The organism is Sorangium sp. So ce375, assembly GCF_051473855.1.
GTDB lineage: Bacteria > Myxococcota_A > Polyangia > Polyangiales > Polyangiaceae > Sorangium.
On sequence record NZ_CP150335.1, the window covers coordinates 913,879 to 940,179 of the forward strand.

Below are 26,301 nucleotides of genomic sequence, written 5' to 3' on the forward strand. Positions count from 1 at the left end.
TGCTTCGTGCGCGAGTTGTCAGCCGTAGCCGGGGGGCAGGGCCGCAGCTCTGGCCCGAACGAAGTACCAGCTGAAGAAGTACCGAGAAGCAGCGGAGTATCCGTCGTTCGCGCTGAGGAACTGGCCGCTGGTCAAAACGGTGGCGAAGTTGAAGCCGATGGCGTAGCAGCGGCTTGGGGAGTCGCGAGCGCAGGTGGGGGTGCTGCGGGTGACGCTCAGCGCGGCGAGGGCGGCGGTGCTTGTGGGCGGCAAGGCCCTGGGGCGAGCGCAGCTGGAAGGGGAGGTGTTCGTGGGTCCAGGCGAGCACCGGGTAGAGGTGAGGCTGGAGGGGTACGCGCCGATGAGCCAGACGGCGAAGAGCACCAAGACGGTGAAGAGCGCCAAGGGAGAGACGGCGGACGTGGGGCTGGCGATGGTGCCGGTGAAGAGCGAGGCGCAGGCAATGGGTGCGAAGATGGAGGGCGAGACGGGCGGATCGGGCGGTCTCGGCGGTGCTGGTCGCACGGGGGCGGCGGCTCGAACGCTGCGCGCGCTGGTGGGCAGGGAGGCCAGGGTGGCAACGGCGGTCCCGGCGGCGGAGGTCTCGGCGGGCCGTTGCTGGCGATCGCGTACCGAGGCGAGGCGGTGAAGCAAGAAGGGCGAACGACGCTGCAACTTGGCACGCCCGGCGCAGGGGGCCCCGGCGGAAGCAACGGCGTGGCGGAGAACGCGGGCGCCGAAGGCACGGCGGTGGCGGAGCAGGAATTTCCGTAAGTGGGCGACGAGGTAGCGGGCGATCTCGTCGGTGGTGCCGCGTGCCGCCTGCCGCCGAGAAGCGTGGCGGAGGCGGCACCGACGATCGCGCGACGCGCCATCGAGCGCCATCGAGACGGCGAGAAATATGCCGCAGGCCACATGTACCGCGGCAAGCCGCGCCCGCCGGTCTGCTGCCACCGGCGAGCGGTGGAGAAAGTGAGGGCGACCGTACGATTTTGTGACGAGCCGGCCTGGCTGCCCGTAACTTGGCGAAAAAGCATCGATTTCTGGACGAATGCGCTTGGCGAGCTCTTTCGTGGCCGGCAGAATGGGCGCCGCTCGCTCCAAGGAGCGCTCTGCCAATGCCCCGGAATTCCAGTGGAAACGATGTGCCTCTCTCCGCAAGACGCCCCAGCCCGAGCGGGATGGGGGAGTGGGAGCGGATGTGGGTACGGAGGCTGGGGCTCGAGGATGTCGAGTGGGACCCCGAGCTGCACTGCGAGCACTGCATCGCGAAGCGAGCCGCCTGGGAAGCGGTGATGGAGGAGCTTGCATCACGGTCGGGGAACCGATCGACGCTGCGGCTGAGCCCTGGGTGGGAGAAGATTCCGCCGAGGGCGGGTAGGCGCAGCAGGCGGAGCAGGGACCGCTGCAGGCGGCTGCTGCTGAAGATGGTGCGACTGGCGCGTCTCGTGCGTGAGGATTTTTGAGCGCTTGAGCGAAAGGCGCCCTCACGGGCTCCAAGCTCGGGCGAGCAGCCGTTGACGGCCTGATCACGCGCGACGGCGCACGGCGGCGGTTCACGGCAGCGTCGCGCGCGGGGCGACAGAACAGGAGACCGGCGCACCGCGAGCGTGGTGCGCGCTGACTCGGCTCGTCCTTGCGACGAGCGTGCGAGGTGGAAGATGGTGCGTCCAACGCTCGCCATCGAGGCTGGGGCGGATGCCCCTGTGTCGAGGCGTCGTGCGAGCAATGAGGAGCGCTCTGGCGAGGTGCCTTGCGTGGGGCTCTTTCTGGTCATGGGCGGGCTCGGCGGAGAGGTCGTCTCCCGTACGGCGATCGAGCTGGTACACGCCGTCATCGAGGAAGACAGTGTGGACGACCTTTGTGCCGGTGAGATGATTGCGCCGCAGTCCCGTGACGAGGTGCGGCTCATGATGAGTCCGCGTCGAACAGGCCGCTCCGCGGACGAACGTCCGGAGCCGGGATCGAGCGGCGTGCAGGTGAGCTTCGCCGGTGTGCTGCTCGCGCCAGGGGCGGCGTATATCGCCTACGCCGGCGATCTGCACATCTACAGGTTCCGCGCGGGGAAGCTGGAGGCGCGAACGCATGATTCGGCGGCGCTCGACGGCGGGGCGCTCGACGGATCCATCCCGCCGGATGTCCCAGCGACGCTAATACAACACGCCAGCGCGGCCACTCGCGCGCTCGGCTGCGACGCGGCGGTGGCGATGACGGCCCAGGTCGAGAACACGGAGCCGGGCGACATCTTCCTCGCGTGCTCGGGGGGCCTCCGGGGCTCGGTGTCCGAGCAGCGCATCGCCGGCATCCTCGCAGCGCACCGTGAGCTGCGCCTGGCGGCGAGCCTGCTGATGGACTGCGCTCATGAGAACGGCGAGCCCGAGCAGGCAATGTGCGTCCTGGCTCGTGTGGCGGTGTCTGTGGGTTGAATTCGTAAGGAAGAGCAGCGCAGAAGCGCCGGAGGGGCGAGCCAAGGCAGCGGCGTACCTGGCGGCTGCGGCAGGCCGTCGGGTCAAGGTGCTGGAACCGGCACCGCGTCGCGTCGGCGAGCAGAGCCCGCTGGACCGCGGGGCACGGCGAGCACCGCGAAAAGTGAGACCACGGTATGATTTCGTGGCAATTTCGGAGGGCTGAACGTAAGCCAGTGACAAGGAGCGACAAGGAGCCAAACGGCGCGGAAAGGGAAAAGATTGTTCGAAGAAAGCCCTTGGCGAGCTCTTTTATTGCCGGCACAATGGGCGCCGCCAGAAATCAAGGAGCCCCATGCCGAAGCGCCGAAGGTCCCGCGGAGACGACCCTCCTCCCTCTGGTGAGCGCCCCAGCCTGAGCAAGATGGGGGAGTGGGAGCGAATGTGGGTACGGAGGCTGGGTCTCGAGGACATCGACTGGGACCCCGAGAAGTATTGCGTACACTGCATCGCAGAGCGAGCGGCTCGCGAAGCGGCGGAAGAGGAGCTTGCGCCGCCGTCGGGGCTCAGGCTGCCGGCATCGCAGAGCCTCTTGTGGGCGAAGAACCCACGCCCGGCAGGTGGTCCTAAAGGGCGAAGCAGGCGTCGCCCCAAGCTGATGCTCTTGCCCTCGGCGCACCGCAAGGGCGAGGACCCTTGAACGAGAGCCCCCCTCACGAGGGGGGCTGGATCGAGTGTGCTGCTGCTCGGCTGCGCGTCAGCGGTTGACTCGTCAGCGGTTGAAATGAAGGCGCAGATGGAGAACACGGAGCCGGGCGACCTCCTCCCATGCTCTGTGGGAATCTGCCGTGTCGCCGTGCCCGAATACCGCATCACCGGGCATCCTCGCTGCGCCCCGTGAGCTGCGCCTCGCGGCGCGCTTGCTGATGGTGATGGACTGCGCTCATGAGCATGGCGAGCCCGAGCGCGCGACGGGCGCCCTGCCGCGCGTCGGAGCGCTGACGCGCGCGTCCATCCCATGAGGAGCGCGACGAGCCCGAGCGTGCGCCCACGCCTCGCGCGGGCTCACGCCGGCGCTCCGCTCGGGCCGGCCCCCGGTGGGCGCCCGAACGCCTGGCCTGGCCGCAGCGCCGCGGAACGCAGGAAGCGCACCACGGCCTACCTTCGTGCGCCCCGCTCCTGCTACCCTCCGGGCCGTGGCGATAACGACCGATTTCCTCGTCATCGGTAGCGGTGTAGCTGGGCTGACCTTCGCGCTCGAGGCGGCCGAGCACGGCGAGGTGATCGTCGTCACGAAGCGCGCGCGTGACGAGTCCAACACGAAGTACGCACAAGGCGGCATCGCCGCGGTTTTCGCCCCGGACGACTCCCCCGAGGCGCACATCGCCGACACGCTCGAGGCGGGGGCGGGGCTCTGTCACGAGGTCGTCGTCGAGATCTGCGCGCGGGAGGGGCCCGAGCGGGTGCGCGAGCTCATCGCGCGCGGCGCCCAGTTCGATCACGAGAACGGCAAGGTGCGCCTCGGGCGCGAGGGCGGGCACTCCGCGCGGCGGATCGTGCACGCCGCCGACGCCACCGGCCTCGAGATCGAGCGCGCGCTCCTCGAGCAGGCGCGGCAGAACCCGAACATCCGCTTCGCCGAGCACCACACGGCGATCGACCTCATCCCGCTCTCCCGCTTCGGCGGGCCCGACGTCTGCGCCGGCGCCTACGTGCTCGACGAGACCGACGCCGCGCTGAACCAGGGCGGGCCGCGGCCGCGCGACTCGGAGCGGCCTGCGCCCCGGCACCGGCCAGCCTCGAAGCCGCACGTCGTCGAGACCTACCTCGCGCGCGCGACCGTGCTCGCGACCGGCGGCGCGGGCAAGGTCTACCTCTACACGACGAACCCCGACGTCGCGACGGGCGACGGCGTCGCCATGGCCTACCGGGCAGGCGCCGAGATCGCGAACATGGAGTTCTACCAGTTCCACCCGACGTGCCTGTTCCACCCCGAAGCGAAGAGCTTCCTCGTCAGCGAGGCGCTGCGCGGCGAGGGCGCCATCCTCCGGCTGCCGGACGGGAAGGCCTTCATGGCCAGCCACGATCCGCGCAAGGACCTCGCGCCGCGCGACATCGTGGCGCGGGCCATCGACTTCGAGATGAAGCGGACCGGCTCGGACTACGTGCTGCTCGACATCACCCACCGGCCCGCGAGCTTCATCCGCGAGCACTTCCCGACCATCCACGCGCAGTGCCTCCGCTACGGCATCGACATCACCGCGCAGCCGATCCCCGTCGTGCCGGCCGCCCACTACATGTGCGGCGGCATCACGACCGACCTCTACGGCAGGACGACGATCCCCGGGCTCTGGGCGATCGGCGAGTGCACGTGCACCGGGCTCCACGGCGCGAACCGGCTCGCCTCGAACTCGCTGCTCGAGGGGCTCGTCTTCGGCCACCGCGCGGCCGCGCGCCTCTCCACCCAGATCGCCGAGCTCCGGCAGAGCCCGTTCCCCGAGGTGCCCGAGTGGCAGGTCGGCAACGCGGTCGCGAGCGACGAGGAGGTCGTCGTCGCCCACAACTGGGACGAGCTGCGCCGCACCATGTGGAACTACGTGGGCATCGTCCGGTCGGACGCCCGCCTCCGGCGCGCCGCCCGGCGCATCTCCCTGCTCCAGGAGGAGATCCGCGAGTACTACTGGAAGCACCTGGTCACCCGTGATCTGCTCGAGCTCCGCAACATCGCCACCGTGGCCGAGCTCATCGTCGGCTGCGCCTCCGCCCGGCATGAGAGCCGGGGGCTGCACACGACGATCGACTACCCGGAGACGAACGAGCGCCTCGGCACGGACACGGTCGTGAAGCGGGGTGTCCTGCCTTATCTGCGAGGTCGATGAGCGATCTGCACAGCACCTCCGACCCTCCGCCGAGCGGCCGAGGGCCCGGTCCGCTCGTCCCGCGAGGCGGCGAGGAGCGACCGATGTCGATCCCCGGGGCCGTCGGCTGGACCGTGGGCATCACCGCGCTGTTCCTGTTCCTGCTCGGCCTGATCGCCTCCTTCCGGATGGAGCCGGCGCCCGATGGCGCGGTCGGCTCCTTCCGGGCGGCGGCGAAGCTCGACATCATCGGCAGCTTCGCGTGCCAGGCCGTGGCGTACCTGCTCGGGCTCTTCGGCGTGCTCCAGGTGCACGCGCCGCGCGCGTCGATCCGGCAGTTCCTTGGCGTGCGCGGGACGCACCCGGCGTTCTACCCGCTCGCGGTCGCGCTCGGCTTCGCGCTCGAGGGGCCCATCGCCGCGCTCTACACGGCGATCGAGACGCGCTGGCCGTCGGGGATCGACGACGCCGAGCTCGTCCGGGTCTTCATCGACGCGAGCGCGATCGAGCGGGCCGCGCTCGGCCTCATCTTCATCGTGCTCGGCCCCGCGCTGGAGGAGATCTTCTTCCGGGGAGCGCTCGCCCGCCCGCTGCGCTGGACGCACCGCGCCCCGCTCGTGATCGCGACCACGGCCGCGCTCTTCGCGGCGGCGCACGTCGGGTGGCAGAAGTTCCTGCCGATCGGGATCTTCGGCGTGGCCCTGGGCGTCCTCCGCGTCGCGAGCGGCTCGCTCCTGCCGTCCATCCTCCTCCACGGCACCTACAACGCCATCCAGTGCTTCACGCTCCTCGCCGCGGCGCGCGCGGGGGCCGTCGACGGCGCGCCCTCCGCCGCCGGCGCCGCGCTGCCCGAGGCCGCGGCGAGCCCCGTATGGCTCGTGGCGGCGAGCTCCGCCTGTGCGCTCGTGTTGACCGCGCTCGCCTGCGTCCTCGGCCATCGCGCCGAGGGGGCGGCCCGCGCGAGGGAAAAGGACCTCTCATGATGCCGGCTTTCGGGAGCCAAGGCGGCGGCGAGAGCCGATCCGCGCAGATCGCAGCGGGGGACGGCGAGGGCCGCTCCTCCGAGACCGTGGAAGCCAGCCGCGAGGGCCGCGCTGCCCCGCGCGCCGCGGCGAGGCGCGCGCGCGTCAGCCTCTGCTTGCCGGGGGGCGGCCTGACGGGCGCGCTCTACCAGATCGGCGCGCTCGCGGCGCTCGAGGACGGGGTCGAGGGGATCGACAACCAGAGCTTCTCGCTCTACCTCGGGCACGGCAGCGGCGCCGCGGTCGCCGCGGCCCTGGCGGGCGGCATCCCGATCGAGCGGCTCTACCGCGCCCTGCTCGATCCGGTCGACAACTTCTTCCCGCTCGAGCGCAGCCACCTCCTCCACCTCGACGTCGGCGAGTGGCGGCGCGCGCTCAGCACCAGCCTCGTCGCGCTCCGCCACGCGGTCGTCCGGCTCACGACCCGGGGCGACGCGACCCCGAACGCGCCGGCGCAGCAGTACCTGTTCGAGCAGCTCGATCGCTTCAACGACTCGCTCCCCGCGGGGCTCTTCCAGCTCGATCGTTACGAGCGGTTCCTCGCCGAGTTCTTCCTCCGGCGCGGCATCCCGAACTCGTTCCGCGCGATGCCGCGGACGCTGCGCATCCCGGCGCACGACCTCGACTCGGGCGAGCGCGTCATCTTCGGCGCCGAGGGGTTCGACCACGTCCCCGTGTCGCTCGCCTGCGCGGCGTCGCTGGCGCTGCCGCTGTTCTTCTCGCCGGTGCGCGTCGAGCAGCGCCACTACCTCGACGGCGGGCTGGGCCACGTGGCGCACTTCGATCTCGCGGAGGCCGCCGGCGTGGAGCTCACGATCGTCGTGAGCCCGCTCGTGCCGGTCTCCACCGCGCACCGCCCCGTCCCGACCGGGCACGGCGTGCGCGAGAGCGTGCGCGACAAGGGCATGCTCTGGATCTTCAACCAGGCGATGCGGATCGGCGCGCACGCGCGGCTCCACCAGGCGGTGGGGCGCACGCTCGCCGAGGGGAAGATGCAGGTCCTCGTGCTCGAGCCCGCGCCGAACGACGCGCTGCTGTTCCTCCACAACCCCGCCAACCTGCGCGCGCGGCGCGCCATCCTGGAGTACGCCTACCGCACGACGCGCGAGCGCATCGCGGTGTGGATGGAAAAGAACCGCGCCGTCGTCGAGGCGATGGGGTGGCACGAGGCCCGCGCCTCGGGCCCGTCGGCCGGCTGAGGCGCGTCGGTCGGCCGGCGAGGGCCCGGTCAGCTGGCGCGCGACGAGAACAGCGCGATCGTCAGCTCGTCGGGCGGGACGTCGATGCGGGCGCGTGGGACGGCGACGCCGTGGAGGTAGCGCCAGCCCTCGCCGTCGTGGAGGAAATCGGACAGCTCGATGAACGAGCGGTCCGCGCCTGCCTCGAAGATCTTGGCGAGGAACAGCACCGACGCGGAGTCGCCGCTCTGCTGGCTGTCGAGGATCTGCAGGCCCCGGTACCGGTGGTGGTGGATCGTCAGCTTCATCTCGCGGAGCACCTCGTCCTTGTCGCGCCCGCGGTCGATGTGGCCCGTGTGCAGCGTCCGCCAGAGGTACGCGGTGTCTCCGACCGCGAACGCGGCGTACCGCGAGCGCATCAGCGCCACGGCGTCCGCCGCCTCGCGATCGCCCAGATGGCAGGGGGCGCAGCACTCGCGGTACGAGCGCCCCGAGCCGCACGGGCACGGGCGGGAAAGGATGCCCGTACCAGGGCGAACATCTCGGACCATGGGCGTTCTCTACACGGGTTCGCTCCCCAGTGCAGCGCCCTGGGGCGCGGGGCGAGGCAGGGCAGGGTGAGCGGCAGAACGGTCCGGCGAGGCCCGGCGCCGTGCGCCGTGCGCCGTCCGCCACCCGACGCGCGCGTCCCGGCGCGAAGGCTCTTGCGGGGCGCCGGAGAGGACGGTAAGGCGGGCGGGAAGTATGCCCGCAGCGCGCGCTCACGCTGCGGCCCTCCTCCTGGCCCTGGCCCTGGTTCTGGGGGGCTGCAAGCGCCAATACGCCATCGGCGACCAGGTCCTCGTGACATGGGAAGGGAACGTCTACCCGGCCAAGGTCATCGAGGTCCTGGGTCCGACGAAGTTCAAGATCCACTACCAGGGGTACGACGACATCTGGGATGAAGTTGTACCTCGTGAACGGATCCGAGGCCTCGTCGAGGGCAACGTCGTCCATCCGCCGCCGCCGCCGAAGGTCCGGAGCAAGGGGCTGCAGGCATCGCAGACAAACGTCTACAAGATCGGCGACAGGGTCCGCGTCGAGTGGCACGGGCAGATGTACCCGGCGGTCGTCACCAGCATCGTGGGGCAAGAGCGCTACCGCATCCACTACGACGGCTACGGATCCGAGTGGGACGAGACGGTCGGGCTTTCCAGGATTCAAGCCAAGTAGCGTGAAATGTTCACGCGAAATCATTTTCCCCCTGGCGCTGGCCATGGGGCCGAATTAAGAGCCGCGCCGAATTTCTGACTGGGCGATCGCAAGAGTGCGCCGCCCGGCTGAGGTTCGATGCGTGCCGCACGCCCTCCAACGGGCACGCCCTCACGGGTGCGCGGCGGGGAGCCTTCTGTGATCAGCGAACTGTCCAAGCTGCGCAACATCGGGATCAGCGCCCACATCGATTCGGGCAAGACAACGCTGACCGAGCGCATCCTCTTCTACACCAAGCGGATCCACGCCATCCACGACGTCAAGGGCAAGGACGGCGTCGGCGCGAAGATGGACTCGATGGATCTCGAGCGCGAGCGCGGGATCACCATCCAGTCCGCCGCGACGCACTGCTTCTGGAACGGGCACCAGATCAACGTGATCGACACGCCCGGCCACGTGGACTTCACGATCGAGGTCGAGCGCGCGATGCGCGTGCTCGACGGGGCGATCCTGGTCCTCTGCGCCGTCGCCGGCGTGCAGAGCCAGTCGCTCACGGTCGACCGCCAGATGCGCCGCTACGGCGTCCCGCGCATCGCGTTCGTGAACAAGTGCGACCGCGCCGGCGCGAACCCGCTGCGGGTCCGCGCGCAGCTGCGCGAGAAGCTCAACCTGAACCCGGTGCTCCTGCAGCTGCCGATCGGGCTCGAGGACAAGTTCGAGGGGGTCGTCGACCTCGTCGCGATGAAGTCCTACCGGTTCGAGGGGGCGAACGGCGAGAAGATCCTCGTCGGCGACGTCCCGGCCGGGATGGCCGACGAGGTGAAGACGGCGCGCGAGGAGATGCTCGACGCGCTCTCGATGTACTCGGACGAGCTCACCGAGGCGATCCTCGAGGAGCGCGTCAGCGAGGAGCTCCTCCACAGGACGATCCGCGAGGCGACCGTGAAGCTCCAGATCGTCCCGGTGATGATGGGGTCGGCCTACAAGAACAAGGCCGTGCAGGTCCTGCTCGACGCCGTGACCCGCTACCTCCCGACGCCCGCCGACATCACGAACAAGGCCGTCGACCTCGACAAGGACGAGGCCGAGGTCGTCCTCTCGAGCGACTCGGAGAAGCCGCTCGTGATGCTCGCGTTCAAGCTCGAGGACGGCCGCTTCGGGCAGCTCACGTACCTCCGGGTCTACCAGGGCAACCTGGCGCGCGGGGGCGAGATCACGAACACCCGCACGGGCAAGCGCCACAAGGTCGGCCGGCTCGTCCGCATGCACTCGGACGAGATGGAGGACATCGACTCCGCGGGCGCGGGCGACATCGTCGCCATGTTCGGCATCGACTGCAACTCCGGGGACACCTTCACGGACGGGACCCTGAGCGTCGCGATGACGTCGATGCACGTGCCCGACCCCGTCATCTCGCTCACCGTGACGCCCAAGGACAACAAGGCCCAGGCGAACATGTCGAAGGCCCTGCGCCGCTTCACCAAGGAGGACCCGACGTTCCGCGTCGGGGCGGATCCGGAGAGCGGCGAGACGATCATCCAGGGCATGGGTGAGCTCCACCTGGACGTCTACATCGAGCGCATGAAGCGCGAGTACGCGGCCGAGGTGGTCACGAGCCCGCCGCGCGTGGCCTACCGCGAGACGATCACGCGCCGCGTCGACTACAACTACACGCACAAGAAGCAGACCGGCGGCTCCGGCCAGTACGGCAAGGTCGGCGGCTTCATCGAGCCGTGGACGGAGGCGCCGTTCCGGTTCGACGACCAGGTCGTCGGCGGCGCGATCCCGCGCGAGTTCATCCCGGCGGTCGAGAAGGGCTTCGTGTCGATGCTCGCCAAGGGGCAGCTCATCGGCGCGCCCGTCACGGGCGTGTCGGTCACGCTGAACGACGGCGCGGCCCACGCGGTCGACTCGTCCGACATCGCCTTCCAGGAGGCCGCGCGCGGCGCCTGGCGCGAGACGTACCCCAAGGCCGGCCCGCAGATCCTGGAGCCGCTGATGAAGGTCGCCTGCGAGGGGCCGAGCGAGTACCAGGGCGGCATCGTCGGCATCCTGATGCAGCGGCGCGGCATCATCGTCGGTTCGACCGAGGCAGACGGCTTCTGCCGCGTCGAGGCGGAGGTGCCGCTCTCCGATATGTTCGGATTCTCGACGGTCCTCCGCTCGGCCACCCAGGGCAAAGCCGAGTTCACGATGGAGTTCTCGCGCTATGCTCCTCTTCCGGCAGCGCTCGGTGAGGAGCTCATCAAGAAGTACCGGGAAGAGCAGGCGAAGAAGGCCAAGTGAGGGGGTCGGCATGTACCGCAAAGAGGTGAACGAGCGGAGCCCCATGCGGGTCTTCGAGGGGTCGATGCACGGCGGGCTGGGTCGCGGCAACGTCGGCGTCATCGTCTCCCGACCCGGCGTGGGCAAGACGGCGTTGCTCGTGCAGATCGCGCTCGACGATCTGCTCAGGGATCGCAGGGTCCTCCACATCTCGCACGAGAATGCGGTCGATCACGTCCGCGCGTACTACGACGAGATCTTCCACGATCTCGCGCAGTCGATGCGGCTCGAGGAGCCGGAGGCCGTCCGGCTCGAGGTCGAGCGGCACCGGCAGATCTACTCGCACCTCGGCCACGTGAAGGCGTCGGCCGACGCGCCGGAAGAGGCGGCGCGCCTGTGGGTCGAGAAGATGCTCGAGACGGTGACGTTCGCGCGCGGCGTCGCCCACTTCGAGCCCGACGTGATCATCGTCGACGGCTTCGACGTGGCGGTCGCGTCGGAGCAGGCGATGGAGGCGCTCGGGCGCCTCGCGAAGGAGCGCTCCGCCGAGGTCTGGGTCGCGGCCCAGGTCGACGAGGCGGGCGCTCCGGGCAAGCTGCCGGCCGCGCTCGAGAGGGTCGCGCGCCACCTCAGCGTGGTCGTCTACCTGCAGCCGGAGCGCGACGTGGTTCGCCTGCGGCTGCTCAAGGACCACGGCAACAAGGATCTCGCCGATCTCCACCTGCGCCTCGATCCCCACTCGATGCGCGTCATCGACGAGGACGTGCGCCCCCCGTCGGAGCGGCCGAAGGATCCGCGGTGCTTCCGCCTGCACTCGGGCGGCGCCAAGGGGGCCGAGGCCGAGTTCGGCGCGTGCGCCGAGCGGTACGGGGTGCAGGAGCTGAACTACAGCTTCGAGGGCCACCGGCTCCTCGAGCGCCAGCGCGGCGTGGTCGTGCTGGGGGACGACGAGCTGCGCAAGGGCGACTTCAGCCTCGTCTACGTGTCGCGGCGCCTCGGCCGCGTGCTGAGCGAGATCCCGCTCGTGCGCAACATCCTCCAGACGATCTGGCACCAGATCAACGCGGCCAGCCAGGTCTTCGTCGTGGGGACGCTCCAGGAGGACGGCACCGTGCGCGGCGGCACCGGCTGGGGCGCGGAGCTCGCGCGCCTCTGGAAGAAGCAGCTGTTCGTCTACGATCAGGAGAAGCGCGGCTGGTTCCGCTGGAGCGGCTCGGCCTGGGAGATGGCGCGGCAGCCGAGCATCGCCAGCGAGAACTTCGCCGGCATCGGCACGCAGGACCTCAACGACGCCGGCCGAGACGCGATCCGCGACCTCTTCGCGCGCAGCTTCGGCGAGCCTGGCTGAGGGCTGATCGCAGGGCGCCCTCCGCCGCGCACGCGGCCGCGGGGGCGCCTCGCTGCGGCGCGCAGCAGGCCAGCGCGGAGCGGGCCCGCTGCGCCGAGCCGCTCAGGCTACGTGCTTCTGGATCAGCTGGGCGAGGCGCGGGACGGCGTCCTCGACGTTCTTCTTCGCAGAGCCGCGCATCTTTTCGTAGGTGCCGCGCACCACGCCGCTCGACGACGACTTCGCCTTCTCGTCGGTGATGCTGAGGAGCGCGTCGGCGACCCGCGAGCGGTTCGACGTGAAGAAGGAGCTCGCGTTCCCGCTGCTCGAGGCCTCGGTCCAGATGGGATCGAGCTTCCGGGCGAACTCGGGCAAGAGCTTCTCGACCACCTGCTGGATGAAGCCGGGCTTGATGCCCTTCACGGCCGCGTAGCCGGCCTTGACCGCCAGCCCGGAGAGTCCGCTCTTCGAAGCCACCTCTTCGTCGACGAGCGTGCAACAGTCGGCGACGACCTTGGATTTCTTGTTCGCATCGAGCAGCGTTTCGCTGAGACCCATTCTCGAACTCCTCTGGGCGCTTCGGAGACCGGTCGCGGCCCCCAGACCCATGTCAGCGTGACCCCCGGCAGGGAGCCGCGACCCCGTCGAGCGGACCGGTGGTCCGCTCCCGACCACATCGAAGCGCGGCTCTTACCACAGCAGCTCGAAGGCCGGCATCCAAGCGCCCACCCGAGAAACCTTCGGTCCAGGACGGCTCTCGCCATGCGTCGACCGTCCAGGATGGCAGTGCAACGCCGTCATGCGCTCGATCCTCGGAAATGCCGAGCGGAGAGCGCATGCATGGCTGCCCCAAGCGCGCCATACTCAGGATGTAATTTGAATCACAATCTGGCGTGGCGGGCGCTCGCCGCTGTCGTGTTGCGAGGCCTGCGGGGGGCTCATGGACGTTACCTGCGAAGTCTGCGGAATCGTCACCACGGTGTCGAGCGACGCGCGCGGAGGGGCTGCGCTCGAGTGCAGCGTCTGCGGCGGCGCGATGCTCCGCGCGCACGGGAGGGGTACGGCCGCGCCGCCGACGGGGGGCGTCGGGCAGCGATCGAGCCGGCCTCCTCCGCCGCTGCGGCGCTCGAGCGCGCCCTCGGTGCTGCGGCACGACGATGACCCGACGATGATGGATCTCCGGTCGCTCGCGCTGAAGTCGTTCATCACGACGCTCCCCGCCGCGACGACGGCGCCGGGCGCGTCGGCGGCGAGCTCGGTAGCGCCGGAGAGCGGTCCGGCCGCTCCGGCGGCGGACCTCGCGACGCAGCAGGCGAGCAGGTCCGCGGCGACGGCCGCGTCGACCGCGTCGGCCGAGGTTGCGGGAACGACGCCGGTCGCGGTCGAAGCGCCGAGCGTGAGCGATGTGCTGCGGGTCTACGATGCGCTCGTGCCGGTCGCGGCGCCCTCGCGGGCGGGACAACGAGCCCGTGTGCGCGCGCTCGCGGCGGCGTCTGTGGCCGGCGCCCTGGCGCTCGCTGTCGGGCTCACGCTGGTCGCCGGTCGGATGGCGCGCGCGCCGGAGGACGATGTGCGGCCCATCGCGCAGCGCGGTGTCTCCCGGGCGGGAGAGGTCGCGCGCGGTGTGAGCGCGCCGGTCGAGGCGCCCGGCCCCCGGAGGGCGGCGCTGCGCGGGGCCGACGCGCGCGTCGCGGTCGGCGAGGACGAGGCCAGCGCCGCGGAGCCCGGCGCGGCGCAGCCGTCGCGCGCGGTGGCCAGCGACGACGAGGCCAGCGCCGCGGAGCCCGGCGCGGCGCAGCCGTCGCGCGCCGCAGCGGGCGTGCGCGCGTCCACCGCGTCGGGGGCCCGAGCTCGGCCTGAGCGTCAGCCTCCGCCTGCGTCCGAGGAGGCGGCTCCGTCCCAGCCGCCGGTGTCGCTCACCGACGCGATGGCCGCCGCCGTCGCCGACACCCCGGCCCCCGCCCCTGCGGCGACGCAGCGCCAGACCGACACCAGCGATGAATAGCCTGCGCCGAGGGCGGTCGCTCGGCGAGCGTCAGCGTCGCGCCCTCCGACGTCGCCGTCGCGCGAGGCCGGCCGCGGCCACGGCCGCCGCGAGCGCGGAGGGCGCGGCGATCTGCCCGCTGCTCGCGAGACGGCAGCCGCAACCAGCGTCCTCGCGGACGCGGCTGCCGCTGTCGCCGCCGCCGCCGCCGTTGCCATTGCCGCCGCTGTCGTTGCCGCCGTCGCTGCTGCCGCCGGCGGCGCCCGCCCCACCGGCGTCTCCGCTCGAGGGGCTGCCCCCTGCGCCGCCGCCGCTCGCGGCGCTCTCATCGAAGTACGCGCCGCACGCCGGCTCAGCGGCGATCCCGTCGCGCGCCGCGAGCGCGAGCGCGTAAACGCCCGCGCCGAACCCCACCATGGGCGCGTTGAACTTGTAGGTGCCGCGGATCTCGTCGTAGGTCTCCGCGATCGCGAGGTAGTTCGCGGCCGACTGATCGAGCACCCACCGGAGCAGCCGGTCCGAGCGCGCGGCGTCCCCCATGAGCCGCACGGCGACAGCGCCGCGCAGGTCGGTCACGACCCACTCGGCGCTGTCGTACTCGCTGCCCCAGGGGCTCAGGTCGTCCGCGCCGGCGTGATCGGTGCGATCGTCGTTCCGGGACCACCCGGCGCCGGCGGGGGCGCGCAGGTGCTCGTCGAGCCCGGCGAGCGTGGCGGCGGCGATGCGCCCCCGCGGATCGAACAGGCCCATCGCGATCCCCTCGATCACCGCCGCGTCCCAGTAGCCCGCGCCCGACGCGAGCTCCTCCAGGCTCGCGGCGAGCGCGCCCGAGGCGTCCGTGAGCCGCGCGGCGATCGCGGCGCGCAGCCGCTCCGCTGCGCCGCGGTACGCCGCGGCCCGGTCCGCCTCGCCCCGCCGCTCCGCGATGGCCGCCGCGTCGCACAGGCCGCGCGCGGCGGTGATGCTCGTGTACGCGAAGGAGCGCTCGCGCCCCTTCCAGTGGGTCTCCCAGATCGACGAGTCCTTCCGGACGAGCCCAGTGTCCGGATCGATGAGCGCGACGAGGGCGTCCGCGACCTTCGTCGACGCGGTGGCCCAGCGCTCATCCACGAAGCCCGTGTCCCCGGTGAGCTGCTCGTACTGGCGCAGCGCCCAGAGGAACAGGCCGAACCCGTCGAACTCCAGGTTCGGGCCGAAGTCGTTGAAGTCGGTCTCCTCGACCCCGAAGCCGTAGTAGCGCACCAGGCTGATCTGGTACGGCGGCATGTCGTACGAGGCGAGCTCGCTCCAGCCCTGGAAGCGCCCCGCCTCCGCGTCGAGGTAGTAGCGAAGCGCGTCGCGCGCCTCCGCCTGCATGCCGAGGGCGGCCATCGCGACGGTGGCGTAGGCGCCGTCGCGGATCCAGGCGACCGTCCACTCGCCCGGCGGGAGGCTCGCGAGGACGGCGCCGTGGCCCCGGTGGGCGACGGTGGCCGGCAGCGTGGCCGGCGCGCCGCCGAGCGTCGTGCCGAAGCGCGTGGCGCGCGGCTCGAGGTCCCGCGTCAGGTGCTCGCGCAGGAAGGCGTGGCTCTCGCGGGACTGCGCCATCCGGAGCGTCACGGCCGACTGCCGGAGCAAGACCGCCTCCTCGGGCGAGGCGGAGGGCGGCACCCGGATCGAGCCCTGGAACGCGCGGTACGCGGCGATCTCGTCCGCGACCACCTCCGCCGCGCCCTGTGCGCCGAGGTACGCGTCGAGGGCGCTCCGCACGAGCGGGTCCGCCGCGCCCGAGGGGTCGCCGTGGTGCGCGAACGCCACGCCGACCCACCGCGCTTCGCCGGGGCCGACGCTGCCGAGGTCCCACTGGAACGCGCTCACGGAGCCGTCCGAGGTGGGCGCGGCCCCGTCGAGGTCCGGCAGATCGGCGCCGCTGTCGTCCGCGACGATCCGGTAGACGTCGCGGTCCGGCGGGCTGCCCGCGCTGGAGGCGCCGTGGTGCGCGGGGGGCTCGAGCGCGCGCGCGACCACCACGCCGGCGAAGGCGCGCTCGAGGAAGTCGCGCCGGCCCGGGCTCGCGTCGTAGGCGACGGTCTCGCCCGACTCGCCGATGTCGACCATCACGCCCGGGCGACCGAAGCCGAGGTGGAAGTTGTGCAGCGAGAACGCCGAGACGCCCTCCGCCGGCCTCTCGCCCAGGTTCTCGACCCGCATCGCCATCACGAACCCCGCCTGCGGGAGGCCCTGCGGCGCGAAGAAGAACTGCGTACACTCGAGGTTGCCGACCCGCTGCACCATCGTGACGACGCCGGTTCCGCCGCGCTGACCGTCGGTCCAGCCGGCGTAGCCGCTCGCGTCGAGGTCGACGGGGACCTCGGTCAGCCACCGCTGGTGCCCGTCGGAGCGCAGCCCGAAGTACGCGTCGTAGAGCAGATCGCGCGTGGGCACGGCCTGCGGCTGGTTGCCGAGCCAGACCTCCTCGCCGCGCTCGTCGAGGAGCGGCTCCTCGGTGGCGAACAGGTGCTCGCGGAAGTGGGTGAGCCTCGCCGCGCCCAGATCGAGGAGCACCGCGCCGAACCCGTTCGACGACGGCAGCCGGAAGAACGTGCGCTGCACCGGCGCCTCGGCCCGCGCCGCGTGAGGGGCGGCGAGCGCGACCGCCGCCGCTGCGCCGAGCGAGAGGAGCGCGGAGCGGAGGGCCCGGGAGGCGCGAGGCGGGCCAGAAAGTTGGTGCCCAAAATATTCCCGCGCCTGGTTCGGGCGATGCATCGCGGCACTTTAACGGAATGCCCGTCATCGCGGCGCGCCGGCTCGCCAGCGGCCGCTCAAAATGCTGCAACGCGCCTCCCGGCGTGGTAACGGCATGCCCATGACAAAACTGCCTGCGTTGATCCTCGTGGTCTCGGCGCCTCTGGCGGCCTTCGCGGCCGGCTGCGGCTCCGATCCACAACCGCCGGCGAATGTCGCCAGCGACGTCGCGCCTCCTCCGGTGGCGAAGACCGCCGCCGCACCTGCGCCGAAGCAGGACACCGAGAAGCCGTCGAGCGGGTCGATCCGCATCGACGACAAGATCCTCAAGGCCTGCGGCGATCTGCCGACCGCCCGCTTCGCGTTCGACTCGACGGCCATCGAGGGCGAGGCGGCGGGCGCGCTCGACGCGCTCGCGCGCTGCTTCGTCTCGGGTCCGCTCAAGGGCAAGGGGATGAAGCTCATCGGCCACGCCGATCCCCGGGGCGAGACGGAGTACAACCTGGGCCTCGGCCAGAAGCGCGCCGGCAGCGTCGCGGAGTACCTCGGCAAGAAGGGCCTCGAGCAGGGCCGCATCGCGACCTCGTCGAAGGGCGAGTTCGAGGCGACCGGCACGGACGAAGAGGGCTGGGCGCGCGACCGGAAGGTCGACATCCTGCTCGCGGACTGAGCGCAGCGCCGCGCGCGGCGCTGGGCGATATTGAAGAGGGCCACGGCCGCGCTCCCACGCGAGAGAGGGGGCCGCGGTCGCAAACTCCACTGAACGGGGCCGCGCGCGCGGAACCCTGACGAGCCGACTCCCTGACCCGAAGAGATCGAAATGGCCTTCCTGCAAAGCGCCCCTGAGCCGGCGACGGTCCAGATCAAGCTCGATCCCGTCTCCCTGGTCCTGCACGCCTCCGGTCCCGTCTTCCTGGTGGTCTGGCTGCTGATCTTCGCGGCGATCCTCGTCTGGGTGATCGCCGTCCTGAAGGTCCTCCAGCTCGCGCGGCTCGCCTCGCTACAGGCGCGGTTCGAGCAGGAGTCGGCGCACGCCCACTCGCCCGATCAGCTGTTCGCGCTGGCGCAGCGGCACGCGGACGCGCCCGGCGCCCGCGTCGTGATGGAGCTCAGCCGCCGCGTCGGGACGAGCCGGCTCCTCGACTCGATCGCGAAGCGGGCGATCGTGACCGAGACGCAGCGGGCGAGCGCGCTCATGCCGACGCTCTCGTCGATCGCGGCGGCGTCGCCGTTCATCGGGCTGTTCGGCACCGTCTACGGGATCATGGACGCGTTCCTCCGCATCGGTCAGCAGAAGAGCGCGTCGCTGCCGGTCGTCGCCCCAGCCATCGGCGAGGCGCTCATCGCGACCGCGATCGGCCTGTTCGCCGCGATCCCGGCGGTCATCGCCTACAACGGGCTCAACAAGCGCGTCGACGACCTGCTCGCCGCGCTCGAGGCCGCGAGCGAGGGCTGGGTGGAGATCGCGTCGCTCTCCGCACGAGGAATGCAGGAGTCCATCCCGCTGGCGCTCCAGCGGACGAGCGACCGGCCCACGCCGGTGATGCCGAAGAGCTGAGGGGCGGGGCCGATCATGGGCATGTCGGTCGGTGGTGGGCGCAGGCGGCGGGGCGGCGGTTTCAGCGACATCAACGTCACGCCGCTCGTGGACGTGATGCTCGTGCTCCTCGTGGTGTTCATGGTCACGGCCCCGCTGCTCACGACGGGGCTCCGGGTCGAGCTTCCCAACGTCGCCGCCGAGGAGGCGCCGACCAAGGACACGAAGCTCGTCGTGACCGTCACGAAGGAAGAGAAGATCCTCTTCGGCGAGGACGACGCGACCGCCGACATCGAGGGCGTGCTCGCCTCGAACGGGCGCGTGCAGAAGGAGAAGGAGCTCTACATCCGCGCCGACAAGGACGCCCGCTACGGCGCCGTGGCGCGGGTCGTCGCCGCCGCCCGGGCCGCCGGGGTCGAGGGGCTGAACCTCCTCGTCCAGCCGGAGATCGAGCCGGAGGGCGCCCCGCCGCAGCCGGGGGGCGCGGCGCCTCGGCCCGGGGGAGCGGCGCCTCGGCCCGGGGGAGCGGCGCCGTGAGCACGGCTGCGGCGCGCGCGCCCGGACCGAGGACGCCGCCCGGGCAGCGCCGGCCGGCGAGCGACTTTCGCCCGCGGGACATCGCGCTCGCCGTCGCGGTGGCGATGGCCGTGCAGGCGGGCGCCGCCGTCGCGGTCAGCCTGGCCGACCTCGCCGTGCCCGCGGCGGCGCCCGAGATCGACAAGGGGCCGAGCGTCCCGGTGAAGGTCGTGCCGGTGCTCGATATGGACACGCCGCTGCTCAAGCTGGGCGGCAAGCGCGACAAGATGAAGCTGCCCGACCGGTGGGTGCGCCAGGCGCCCAAGCCGCGCGTCGAGCAGAAGGCGTTCGTGTCGCCGAGCGCGGGCAAGACCGAGGCGGACATCCCGCCCCCGGAGGTCAAGGTCGCGGACGCGGGCACCGCGCCGCCGCCGCCCGACGCCTCGGTCGCGAAGCAAGTCGACACCGAGCTCGATCCGAAGGTCGACGCCGGCCCGGCCGCCAACGTCGACCAGGAGGGCCACGAGGACGGCGTGAAGGAGGGGACCGAGGCCGATCCCCTCAAGGCGCGCGCGGTGGATCTGTACCTGGCCCGCATCGCGGGCTGGTTCTCGAGCAGGTTCCGCGTGAACGGCTCGGGGCTCCCGCCGGAGGAGCTCACGAAGCACAAGCCGCGCGCGGTCATCGTCCTGTCCGACGGGCAGATGGTGAGCTACACGCTGACGCCGAGCGGGAATCCCGCCTTCGACGCGGCCGCGCAGGCGACGCTCGAGGCGGCGAAGGGGCAGGCGCTGCCGCCGCCGCCCGAGAACTATCCCAACCTCGGGCAGAAGCAGGTCAGCGTCACGTTCGTCTGTAGAGAGACCACATGCGACTAGCTCGATACGCCCTCGGCGCCCTGGCGCTCGCCGCCGCCGCGCTCGCTACTCCCCCTGCTCCTGCGCAGGCGCCGGCCTCCACGGCGCCGCCCAACCCGGACGAGCTGCTCGGCCACATCACGGTGGTGGCCGGCGCAACGCGCCCGCTCCCGAAGATCGGCGTCCTGCCATCGCTCGTCTCGGACCCCGAGGACGTGACGATCCACAGCGTGGTCCGGCGCGACCTCGAGCTGTGCGGCGAGTTCGAGGTGCTGCCCGACAGCGCCGCGCCCGACGGCCTGTACCTCTCCGACAGCCCGGTGGACGTGAAGGCGTGGTCCGCGAAGGGGGTCGAGGCGGTCGTGAGCGTGAGCGGCAAGAAGGTCGCCGCCGACAAGGTCGAGCTCGTCGGCCAGGCGTTCCTTGTGAACCGCGGGCAGGCCCCGGTGTTCGACAAGAAGTTCATCGTGCCCCTGCGCGACGTGCGCTTCGAGTCGCACCGGGTGGCCGACCAGCTGATCGGCGCCCTCACCGGCCAGAACGGCGGCTTCGCCAGCCACATGACGTTCGCCTCGGGCTCGGGCTCGCTGCGGCGCGTCTTCACGATCGACGCCGACGGCCACGACGCCAAGGCCGTCTCGCCGCCCGACCAGACCGCCATCGCCCCGGCGTTCGGGAAGAACGAGCAGCTCCACTACGCGGCGAGCGTGAAGGGCGACGAGTACAAGGTCTTCACGCTGGCAGCCGGCCCGCTCCCGCTGCCCGTGAAGGGCTCGGTCTACGGGATCGCGTTCTCGAAGGATCGCTCCCAGGTCGCGCTCAGCATCGGTGTGGGGTCGACGATCAAGCTGTTCTCCGGGCCCGATCTCCAGAGCATCAAGCCGGCTTCGGAGGTGGAGATGGCGCTCCACCCGGTGTTCACGCCGACCGGCAAGCTCGCCTTCTCGGGCGAGGGGAGGTACGGACAGCGCATCTACGTCGGCGGCAAGGCGATCTCTCCGGAGGGGCTCTTCGCCTCGGCGCCCACGTTCTGCAACCACCCCGACGGCGTGAAGGCCGTCTACGCCGTCGGCGTCGGAAAGAACACGGATCTCGTCGTCTCGGGGGAGACCGGCGGCGGCCTCGCGCGGCTGACCCAGAATCAGGGCAGGAACGGGTACCCGGCCTGCAGCCCCGATGGGCGGCTCGTGGCGTTCTTCTCCACGCGCACCTCCGGCGAGGGGCCAGGGCTCTACGTCATGCGCGTCGACGGGCAGCGCCCGAAGCGCATTTCGAACCTCCTCGGGGACTCGCTGCGCTGGGATCCTCTTCCGCCCGGCAAGGCCGTCGAAGCCAAGAACTAACGCGGGCGGGCCGCGCCGAGGGGCGCGACCTGGACATCGGGCGTGTGTCCAATCGAGGGCCGCCCGCATCGTGGCTGAGCCAAGCGTTCTCTCCCCGACAACTTTTTACGTCCAGGCACGTCTGACGTGGGTAGTTCCTGCGCGCCCTCCTGCGCCGTCGCTGCGAGCGAAGGCGAAGGGAGACGGTGGTCGCGGCTCCCGCTTCCTTGGCCCGCCGCGTCGGTCGCGGTTAGCCTCCGGACTGCTCAGGGGGAGAGTTGGCTGGAAAATTGCACTGAAATCGTGGCGAAACGCCCTGGCCAGCCAGCCAAGAGGAAATGGAGAAGTGCATGGTGTCGAGCCGTATCTGGACCGCCATCGCGATCGGGTGGGCCTTCTGCGCCGGCGGCTGCAGCTCGGTGGCGGCGGTTCAGGAAGCGAGGATCAGCGAGCAGGGGGGGTTCAGGAACCCGGAGCACCGGCTCGCGGCGGCAGAGGACGGGGGTTACTGCAGCGCCGAGGTGCTGCGCTGGCAGTACGATGAGCCGTCGGCGACCCTCCGCCTCGCCGACGCCCGTTTGATGCTCGACTGCTGCGGGAAGCGCGCGATCCACGTCGAGAGGATCGACAGCCTCTACGAGGTTACCGAGCAGGACGCGCCGGAGGGCGCCGGAGGTCGCTGCAGCGAGCAGTGCGCCTTCGATCTGTCCGTCGGCGTGCGCGACGTCCCGCAGGGCGAGATCTACGTGAAGCTGTTGCGCGACGTCGTCGATCAGCAGGGCGGCCCGGCCGTGATCTGGAGCGGCTCCCTCGACCTCGGCGTCTCTGCCGGTGCGATCGTCCTCGACGAAACCCCCGCGGAAGCCGGCTGCCAGGCGAAGGGCTCCCCGCGCCAGCGAAGCAAGACGGTCGCCGCGCGATGAGGCGCTGAGCACACGCCCCCGCATCGCTCCGCCTCACCTGGAGTCCGCGGTCGGCAGGGGGAGAGCTCGCGAATGTCCCGCTGCGTATGTCGGCGCGCGATGCGCGCACTGCGCGTAATGGTGGAACAGGGGATGGTGGGATGGTGGAGCAGGTCGACCGACCATGACGGTCATGGTCAGAGAATCGGGCGTACTCTGCGACTTTTGCCTGGACAATTATTCCATAAACCCGTAGATCACACTCGAATGTGCGTGCAGCTGCTCCCGGGTGCGGGGTATGCGCGCACCTTACGCACGTTGACTCGCAGCTGACTCCCTAGGCGCACGTAGCGGACACGTGAAACGCGTTTCTAGAGGCCCTGGTTCTTTGCCTTTTGGGCGTATTTTAACAGTGTCGCGGGACAGCCAAGGAAATCGGGGCATGAAGTACCTGGGGGTCTGTGGAGCGCTTGCAACGTTGGGGTCGCTGCTTGCTCTGAGCGCGTGCCTGGAGGCGGAGCCTGCGCAGGTGGGCCTCGTGAGCGAAGCCGGCGGGTTCGTGGAGCCGGAGCGGCGGCTCGCCCCTGAGGGGGAGGAGAGCTACTGCGGGGCCGAGGTCCTGCGCTGGCGCTACGACCGGTCGAGCGGCGCCCTGAAGATCGCGGACAGCCGGCTCCTGCTCAACTGTTGTGGCCAGCGCGCGATGCACGTGGACAGGATCGACAGCATCTACGAGATCACCGAGCGGGACGAGCCCGACACGGCGAATCCGAGGTGCGATTCCGTCTGCGCGTTCGACTTCTCGGTGGCGATCCCCGAGGTCGCCCCGCGCAAGGTCTACGTGCGGCTGCTGCGCGACGTCGTCGACACCCAGGGCAGCGCAGAGCTCATCTGGCAGGGAGAGATCGACGTTCGGAAGTCGGCCGGCGAGGTGGTGCTCGATGGCGTCGCCGCTCCGGGCGAGGCCTGCAGCGGGCCGTCCCAGCAACCGCTCACCGCGCAGCAGCCGCTCGCCATCCAGTAGCCGCTCGCCATCCAGTAGCCGCTCGCCATCCAGTAGCCGCGCACCGCTCCAGTACACGGGGAGCGCTCTCCTTCGGTCAGGAGCGCTGGCAGAGTGCAGCGCGCTGCACGCGCGTGCCACCGGCCCGGTGGGCTCGGTGATGGGCTCTGTGTCTCCATGACGGAACATGCGGTCGAGCGATGGCTCGGCGGCCGAGCAACGGCTCAGCGATCGAGCGACGGCTCGGCGATCGAGCGGCGGCCCGGCAGGTGAGCGACGGCGTGGCGGTCTGCCTCAGTCGATCAGCGTGCGCGCGGGGCGGCCAGGCTCGCACTTCACGAGCGTTGCGGTCAGCTCGAGCGTCTCGGGGAGCGTGCCCTGCACCTGCGCGACGACCTGCTCGACCACGTGCTGGGCCTCGTCCAGGTTGGGACCCACGATGGAGACGACGAACGTGAGCGGGCCGGTGCGCCCGGCCGCGGCCGGCGTCAGGCTGAGCAGCAGCGTCTGGGTCAAATCGACGACCTGAAGCGCGGCTTTGCGCAGCGCGAGCATCTCGAGGATCGTCGGCCGCAAGCTCACGAGGCCGTTCTGGCCGCGGAGCTCGAAGCGCGCGATCTGCATCGGCACCTCGGCCCACTCGGCGAAGAAGCCGTCCTCGTCGATGGCCTTCATCAGGTGCTCGCGCACGAGCATCCCCGTGAGGCCGTCGCGCCGGGCGAGGTAACGCTTCGCCTTGTCGTGGTGCGGCGAGTCCGGACCGAACGTGACCACCATGAGGCGGCACTCGCCGAGCTGCACCTCGGCCCCGTGGAGCAGCGAGACCTGCGCTTTGCGCTCGAAGGGGAAGTCGGCGTAGGTGCCGTTCGTGCTGTTCAGATCCTCGACCAGCCACGAGCCCGTCTGCCAGCGAAGCAGCGCGTGCGATCCGGAGACGGTCGCCTCGGCGAGGACGAGGTCCTGATCGCTGCGGCGGCCGACGGAGAGCACCGGCTTCTGCAGCGGGAACAGGGTGGCGACGCTGTCGGGCGCGTTCGTGGCGTACGTGATGAGCAGCGACTGCGCGCCGGGCGTGAACTGCGTCTTGATGGCCCGCCCAGGCGCGGGGCCTGGATCGATGCGCTCTCGCGGCAGCTGGATCGGCGCGGTCGTCGTCTGCGTCGGGTTGAAGAACCGCATGTGCCGCGCCTGCGGGCGCATCTGCGGATCCGGGTTCAGCGCGCGGAAGATCTGCCTGATCTCGTCGTTGGTCAGCGCGGCAGGCACGTCGAACGTGATCTGCTGCTTCATCGTCTTGAGCCGCGGCTTGTAGCCGGGCTCGGGGACGCGACAGGTCCACATCTCCCAGAGCGTCAACGCCGCGGCGTAGACGTCGTCCTCCGGGCTCGCGCCGCCGCTGCGCAGCCGCTCCGGCGACATGTAGTGAGGCGTGCCGCCGTCCGGAGGCGCGCCCGGCTTGCGCACGGCGGCGCGGGCTCGCTCCTTCGCGAAGCCGAAGTCGAGGATGACCGCGCGATCGTCGGCGACCATCACGTTGCCGGGCTTCAGATCGCCGTGCACGAGGCCCTGCTGGTGGATCGCGGCGAGCCCCGCGCAGACGTCGGTCGAGATCTTGCGGAACTCGTCGGCGCTGAACCCGCCGGACGTCTTGCGCTTGCGGATGTGGTTGTGGAGCGTCTGCCCGGGGATGTACTCCATCACGAGGATGGGCCCCCACGGGCTCGGCGCGAGGTCGTGCACGCGGCAGACGTTCGGGTGGCGGGCCTTCTGCGCGAGGATCACCTCCTGCCGCAGGGCCTCGTCGTCGCCCGGCATGGCGGAGGCCTCGGGCACCACCTTGAGCGCCACCTGCTGCTGGGTGAGGCGATCGAAGGCCAAGAACACCTCGCCCATGCCGCCTTTGCCGATGCTCTTCAGGACCTCGTACCGGTCGTTGATGACCGTTCCGACGTCGATGGGAGGGAGGGGATCTTTGGTCACGGCCACGGGCGCACGAAGGGTGAGGAAGAGCTCCGCGACGGCGCCGAAGCAGACGCGCCCGGACGCCGATATGGACTGCGCGCAGGGTCGTCCATTCGAGCGCCGGGCGCAACGAGTCGTTGCACAGGCGACGCGGCCGGCCCGTTCGGCGCCGCACGGGACCGCCCCGCCGCTCTCGCGCACAGCCTCCTCGCCGCCGCGCGGGCCCCGTGGCGCGCGGCCGCCGCGGTCGTCCACAGACGCGCCCGGCGCGCCGGGCTGTTCAGGAGAACGGCCGCGCCGTGTGGGCGTGGTTCAGCGGGCCGTGGCCGTGGCCTAGCCCCGGCGCGGCGCGCATCGCCTCGCGGAGGTAGCGGCGCGCGCGCCCGATCGCGGGGACGAGGGCGAGGCCCTGCGCCAGGCCAGCGGCGATGGCCGAGGCGAGCGTGCAGCCCGTGCCGTGGGTCGCGCGCGTCTCGATGCGCGGGTCCTCGAACAGCTGCTCGCCCCCGGGCTCCCCGGAGGCGCCGGACCCCGGCGCGGTCCGGAGGACGTCGACGACCGTCGAGCCCGGGAGGTGGCCTCCCTTCAGCAGCACGGCGCGCGGCCCCATGGCGAGCAGCTGCGCGGCGGCGCTGCGCATCGCGTCCACGCTGTCGATGACCCCGCCGGTCAGCGCCTCGGCCTCGGGGATGTTCGGCGTGAGCAGCGCGGCGAGCGGAAGGAGCCGGGCGCGCAGGGCGCCCTCCGCGTCGGGCTTCAGCAGCCGGGCGCCGCCCTTGGCGACCATCACCGGGTCCACCACGAGGGGGGCGCCGCGGCCGAGGTGCTCGTAGACGCGCGCGACCTCGTCGATGACCTCGGCCGAGTGGAGCATCCCGGTCTTGATGGCGTCCGCGCCGATGTCGTCGAGCACGACCTCCATCTGGCGGCCGATGAAGCCTGGAGGCACCGGGAACACGGCGTCGACGCCGCGGGTATTCTGCGCGGTGAGCGCGGTGATCGCCGTCGCGCCGTACGCGTCGAGCGCGGTGACCGCCTTGAGATCGGCCTGGATCCCGGCGCCGCCGCCCGAGTCGGACCCGGCGACGATGAGGACGCGCCCTTTCATGGCGTGCCCCGGAGGTGGGCCGTTGCGGAGGCCGGCCGGCCTCCGCGCGGCAGGTGCGCTGGGAGAGCGAGGAATGAGCTGCGAGAGGGGCGCATGGCGAGCGCGCAGGGTGTCCTGAAATGCAGCGAGCGGCGAGCGGTTCTTGCCGGCGGCGCGCGAGG

21 protein-coding genes are annotated in these 26,301 nt (G+C 71.3%); 16 read left to right on the forward strand and 5 right to left on the reverse strand.

Annotated elements, in window-relative coordinates; all coding sequences use genetic code 11:
* Nucleotides 1-208 precede the first annotated feature (208 nt).
* The 5 genes from WME90_RS03560 (at nucleotide 209) to WME90_RS03580 (ending at nucleotide 7,463) form a co-directional block, all read left to right on the forward strand.
* Nucleotides 209-628, forward strand: coding sequence for a hypothetical protein (locus WME90_RS03560; protein WP_437279645.1), 420 nt, complete (start codon nucleotides 209-211; stop codon nucleotides 626-628).
* A gap of 1,108 nt (nucleotides 629-1,736) precedes the next feature.
* Nucleotides 1,737-2,405 carry a PP2C family protein-serine/threonine phosphatase gene (locus WME90_RS03565; protein ID WP_437279646.1) on the forward strand — a complete coding sequence of 223 codons (669 nt, stop codon included), beginning with the start codon at nucleotides 1,737-1,739 and terminating at the stop codon, nucleotides 2,403-2,405.
* A 1,175-nt stretch (nucleotides 2,406-3,580) separates the two neighbouring features.
* A complete protein-coding gene (locus WME90_RS03570) occupies nucleotides 3,581-5,263 on the forward strand; it encodes an L-aspartate oxidase (RefSeq protein WP_437279647.1) in 1,683 nt (560 codons plus the stop codon).
* An 83-nt stretch (nucleotides 5,264-5,346) separates the two neighbouring features.
* Nucleotides 5,347-6,225 carry a CPBP family intramembrane glutamic endopeptidase gene (locus WME90_RS03575; protein ID WP_437279648.1) on the forward strand — a complete coding sequence of 293 codons (879 nt, stop codon included), beginning with the start codon at nucleotides 5,347-5,349 and terminating at the stop codon, nucleotides 6,223-6,225.
* Nucleotides 6,222-7,463, forward strand: a complete 1,242-nt coding sequence (locus tag WME90_RS03580; protein ID WP_437279649.1) for a patatin-like phospholipase family protein — start codon at nucleotides 6,222-6,224, stop codon at nucleotides 7,461-7,463. The genes WME90_RS03575 and WME90_RS03580 overlap by 4 nt, the downstream gene beginning before the upstream one ends.
* Nucleotides 7,464-7,492: 29 nt before the next feature.
* Here WME90_RS03580 and WME90_RS03585 read toward each other — a convergent pair whose 3' ends face one another.
* Nucleotides 7,493-7,993 carry a YchJ family protein gene (locus WME90_RS03585; RefSeq protein WP_437279650.1) on the reverse strand — a complete coding sequence of 167 codons (501 nt, stop codon included), beginning with the start codon at nucleotides 7,991-7,993 and terminating at the stop codon, nucleotides 7,493-7,495.
* 193 nt (nucleotides 7,994-8,186) lie between these two features.
* Here WME90_RS03585 and WME90_RS03590 point away from each other — a divergent pair, with 193 nt between their 5' ends.
* The 3 genes from WME90_RS03590 (at nucleotide 8,187) to WME90_RS03600 (ending at nucleotide 12,246) form a co-directional block, all read left to right on the forward strand.
* The gene (locus WME90_RS03590; RefSeq protein WP_437279651.1) at nucleotides 8,187-8,654 is read left to right on the forward strand and encodes a Tudor-knot domain-containing protein; all 468 of its coding nucleotides are present in this window, start codon (nucleotides 8,187-8,189) and stop codon (nucleotides 8,652-8,654) included.
* A 177-nt stretch (nucleotides 8,655-8,831) separates the two neighbouring features.
* Entirely contained in the window at nucleotides 8,832-10,919 is a 2,088-nt protein-coding gene (fusA, locus tag WME90_RS03595; RefSeq protein WP_437279652.1) for an elongation factor G, read from the forward strand.
* 10 nt (nucleotides 10,920-10,929) lie between these two features.
* On the forward strand, nucleotides 10,930-12,246 hold the full coding sequence (locus WME90_RS03600) for a hypothetical protein (RefSeq protein ID WP_437279653.1): 1,317 nt from the start codon (nucleotides 10,930-10,932) through the stop codon (nucleotides 12,244-12,246).
* A gap of 102 nt (nucleotides 12,247-12,348) precedes the next feature.
* Here the strand turns inward: WME90_RS03600 and WME90_RS03605 are convergent, their stop codons facing one another.
* Nucleotides 12,349-12,783 carry a DUF6918 family protein gene (locus tag WME90_RS03605; protein ID WP_437279654.1) on the reverse strand — a complete coding sequence of 145 codons (435 nt, stop codon included), beginning with the start codon at nucleotides 12,781-12,783 and terminating at the stop codon, nucleotides 12,349-12,351.
* A 382-nt stretch (nucleotides 12,784-13,165) separates the two neighbouring features.
* On the opposite strand from WME90_RS03605, the gene WME90_RS03610 reads away from it, so the two are divergent.
* The gene (locus WME90_RS03610) at nucleotides 13,166-14,230 is read left to right on the forward strand and encodes a hypothetical protein (protein ID WP_437279655.1); all 1,065 of its coding nucleotides are present in this window, start codon (nucleotides 13,166-13,168) and stop codon (nucleotides 14,228-14,230) included.
* A gap of 30 nt (nucleotides 14,231-14,260) precedes the next feature.
* Here the strand turns inward: WME90_RS03610 and WME90_RS03615 are convergent, their stop codons facing one another.
* The gene (locus WME90_RS03615) at nucleotides 14,261-16,954 is read right to left on the reverse strand and encodes a glycoside hydrolase family 15 protein (RefSeq protein ID WP_437279656.1); all 2,694 of its coding nucleotides are present in this window, start codon (nucleotides 16,952-16,954) and stop codon (nucleotides 14,261-14,263) included.
* Between the two features lie 94 nt (nucleotides 16,955-17,048).
* Between WME90_RS03615 and WME90_RS03620 the strand changes: the two genes are divergently transcribed.
* From WME90_RS03620 to WME90_RS03650, 7 genes are all read left to right on the forward strand, one after another.
* Nucleotides 17,049-17,603 (forward strand): OmpA family protein, encoded by a 555-nt coding sequence (locus tag WME90_RS03620; RefSeq protein ID WP_437279657.1) that lies wholly within the window; start codon nucleotides 17,049-17,051, stop codon nucleotides 17,601-17,603.
* A 150-nt stretch (nucleotides 17,604-17,753) separates the two neighbouring features.
* Nucleotides 17,754-18,491: a MotA/TolQ/ExbB proton channel family protein gene (locus tag WME90_RS03625; RefSeq protein ID WP_437279658.1), complete on the forward strand. Its 738-nt coding sequence runs from the start codon at nucleotides 17,754-17,756 to the stop codon at nucleotides 18,489-18,491.
* A 21-nt stretch (nucleotides 18,492-18,512) separates the two neighbouring features.
* Nucleotides 18,513-19,007, forward strand: a complete 495-nt coding sequence (locus tag WME90_RS03630) for a biopolymer transporter ExbD (protein ID WP_437279659.1) — start codon at nucleotides 18,513-18,515, stop codon at nucleotides 19,005-19,007.
* On the forward strand, nucleotides 19,004-19,864 hold the full coding sequence (locus WME90_RS03635) for a TonB C-terminal domain-containing protein (protein ID WP_437279660.1): 861 nt from the start codon (nucleotides 19,004-19,006) through the stop codon (nucleotides 19,862-19,864). Before WME90_RS03630 ends, WME90_RS03635 begins: the two co-directional genes overlap by 4 nt.
* Nucleotides 19,855-21,186, forward strand: a complete 1,332-nt coding sequence (locus WME90_RS03640; RefSeq protein WP_437279661.1) for a tolB protein — start codon at nucleotides 19,855-19,857, stop codon at nucleotides 21,184-21,186. The genes WME90_RS03635 and WME90_RS03640 overlap by 10 nt, the downstream gene beginning before the upstream one ends.
* Nucleotides 21,187-21,515: 329 nt before the next feature.
* Complete coding sequence (locus tag WME90_RS03645) at nucleotides 21,516-22,088, forward strand: hypothetical protein (RefSeq protein ID WP_437279662.1); 573 nt, start codon at nucleotides 21,516-21,518, stop codon at nucleotides 22,086-22,088.
* A 421-nt stretch (nucleotides 22,089-22,509) separates the two neighbouring features.
* Entirely contained in the window at nucleotides 22,510-23,091 is a 582-nt protein-coding gene (locus WME90_RS03650; protein ID WP_437279663.1) for a hypothetical protein, read from the forward strand.
* Nucleotides 23,092-23,364: 273 nt separating this feature from the next.
* On the opposite strand, the gene WME90_RS03655 is transcribed toward WME90_RS03650, so the two are convergent.
* Together WME90_RS03655 and thiD are read right to left on the reverse strand one after the other, a co-directional pair.
* Nucleotides 23,365-25,050, reverse strand: coding sequence for a protein kinase domain-containing protein (locus tag WME90_RS03655; protein WP_437279664.1), 1,686 nt, complete (start codon nucleotides 25,048-25,050; stop codon nucleotides 23,365-23,367).
* Nucleotides 25,051-25,312: 262 nt separating this feature from the next.
* Nucleotides 25,313-26,140, reverse strand: a complete 828-nt coding sequence (thiD, locus tag WME90_RS03660) for a bifunctional hydroxymethylpyrimidine kinase/phosphomethylpyrimidine kinase (protein WP_437279665.1) — start codon at nucleotides 26,138-26,140, stop codon at nucleotides 25,313-25,315.
* Nucleotides 26,141-26,301: the final 161 nt, after the last annotated feature.

Excerpts from the sequence above, each read along its gene's own strand:
- WME90_RS03640 (WP_437279661.1), top strand. The coding sequence starts at position 19,855 with ATGCGACTAGCTCGATACGCCCTCGGCGCCCTGGCGCTCGCCGCCGCC.
- WME90_RS03575 (WP_437279648.1), top strand. The coding sequence starts at position 5,347 with ATGTCGATCCCCGGGGCCGTCGGCTGGACCGTGGGCATCACCGCGCTG.
- thiD (WP_437279665.1), bottom strand. The coding sequence starts at position 26,140 with ATGAAAGGGCGCGTCCTCATCGTCGCCGGGTCCGACTCGGGCGGCGGC.
- WME90_RS03585 (WP_437279650.1), bottom strand. The coding sequence starts at position 7,993 with ATGGTCCGAGATGTTCGCCCTGGTACGGGCATCCTTTCCCGCCCGTGC.
- WME90_RS03580 (WP_437279649.1), top strand. The coding sequence starts at position 6,222 with ATGATGCCGGCTTTCGGGAGCCAAGGCGGCGGCGAGAGCCGATCCGCG.
- WME90_RS03625 (WP_437279658.1), top strand. The coding sequence starts at position 17,754 with ATGGCCTTCCTGCAAAGCGCCCCTGAGCCGGCGACGGTCCAGATCAAG.
- WME90_RS03630 (WP_437279659.1), top strand. The coding sequence starts at position 18,513 with ATGTCGGTCGGTGGTGGGCGCAGGCGGCGGGGCGGCGGTTTCAGCGAC.
- WME90_RS03610 (WP_437279655.1), top strand. The coding sequence starts at position 13,166 with ATGGACGTTACCTGCGAAGTCTGCGGAATCGTCACCACGGTGTCGAGC.
- WME90_RS03590 (WP_437279651.1), top strand. The coding sequence starts at position 8,187 with ATGCCCGCAGCGCGCGCTCACGCTGCGGCCCTCCTCCTGGCCCTGGCC.
- WME90_RS03650 (WP_437279663.1), top strand. The coding sequence starts at position 22,510 with ATGAAGTACCTGGGGGTCTGTGGAGCGCTTGCAACGTTGGGGTCGCTG.
- WME90_RS03615 (WP_437279656.1), bottom strand. The coding sequence starts at position 16,954 with ATGCATCGCCCGAACCAGGCGCGGGAATATTTTGGGCACCAACTTTCT.
- WME90_RS03620 (WP_437279657.1), top strand. The coding sequence starts at position 17,049 with ATGCCCATGACAAAACTGCCTGCGTTGATCCTCGTGGTCTCGGCGCCT.
- WME90_RS03645 (WP_437279662.1), top strand. The coding sequence starts at position 21,516 with ATGGTGTCGAGCCGTATCTGGACCGCCATCGCGATCGGGTGGGCCTTC.
- WME90_RS03600 (WP_437279653.1), top strand. The coding sequence starts at position 10,930 with ATGTACCGCAAAGAGGTGAACGAGCGGAGCCCCATGCGGGTCTTCGAG.
- WME90_RS03605 (WP_437279654.1), bottom strand. The coding sequence starts at position 12,783 with ATGGGTCTCAGCGAAACGCTGCTCGATGCGAACAAGAAATCCAAGGTC.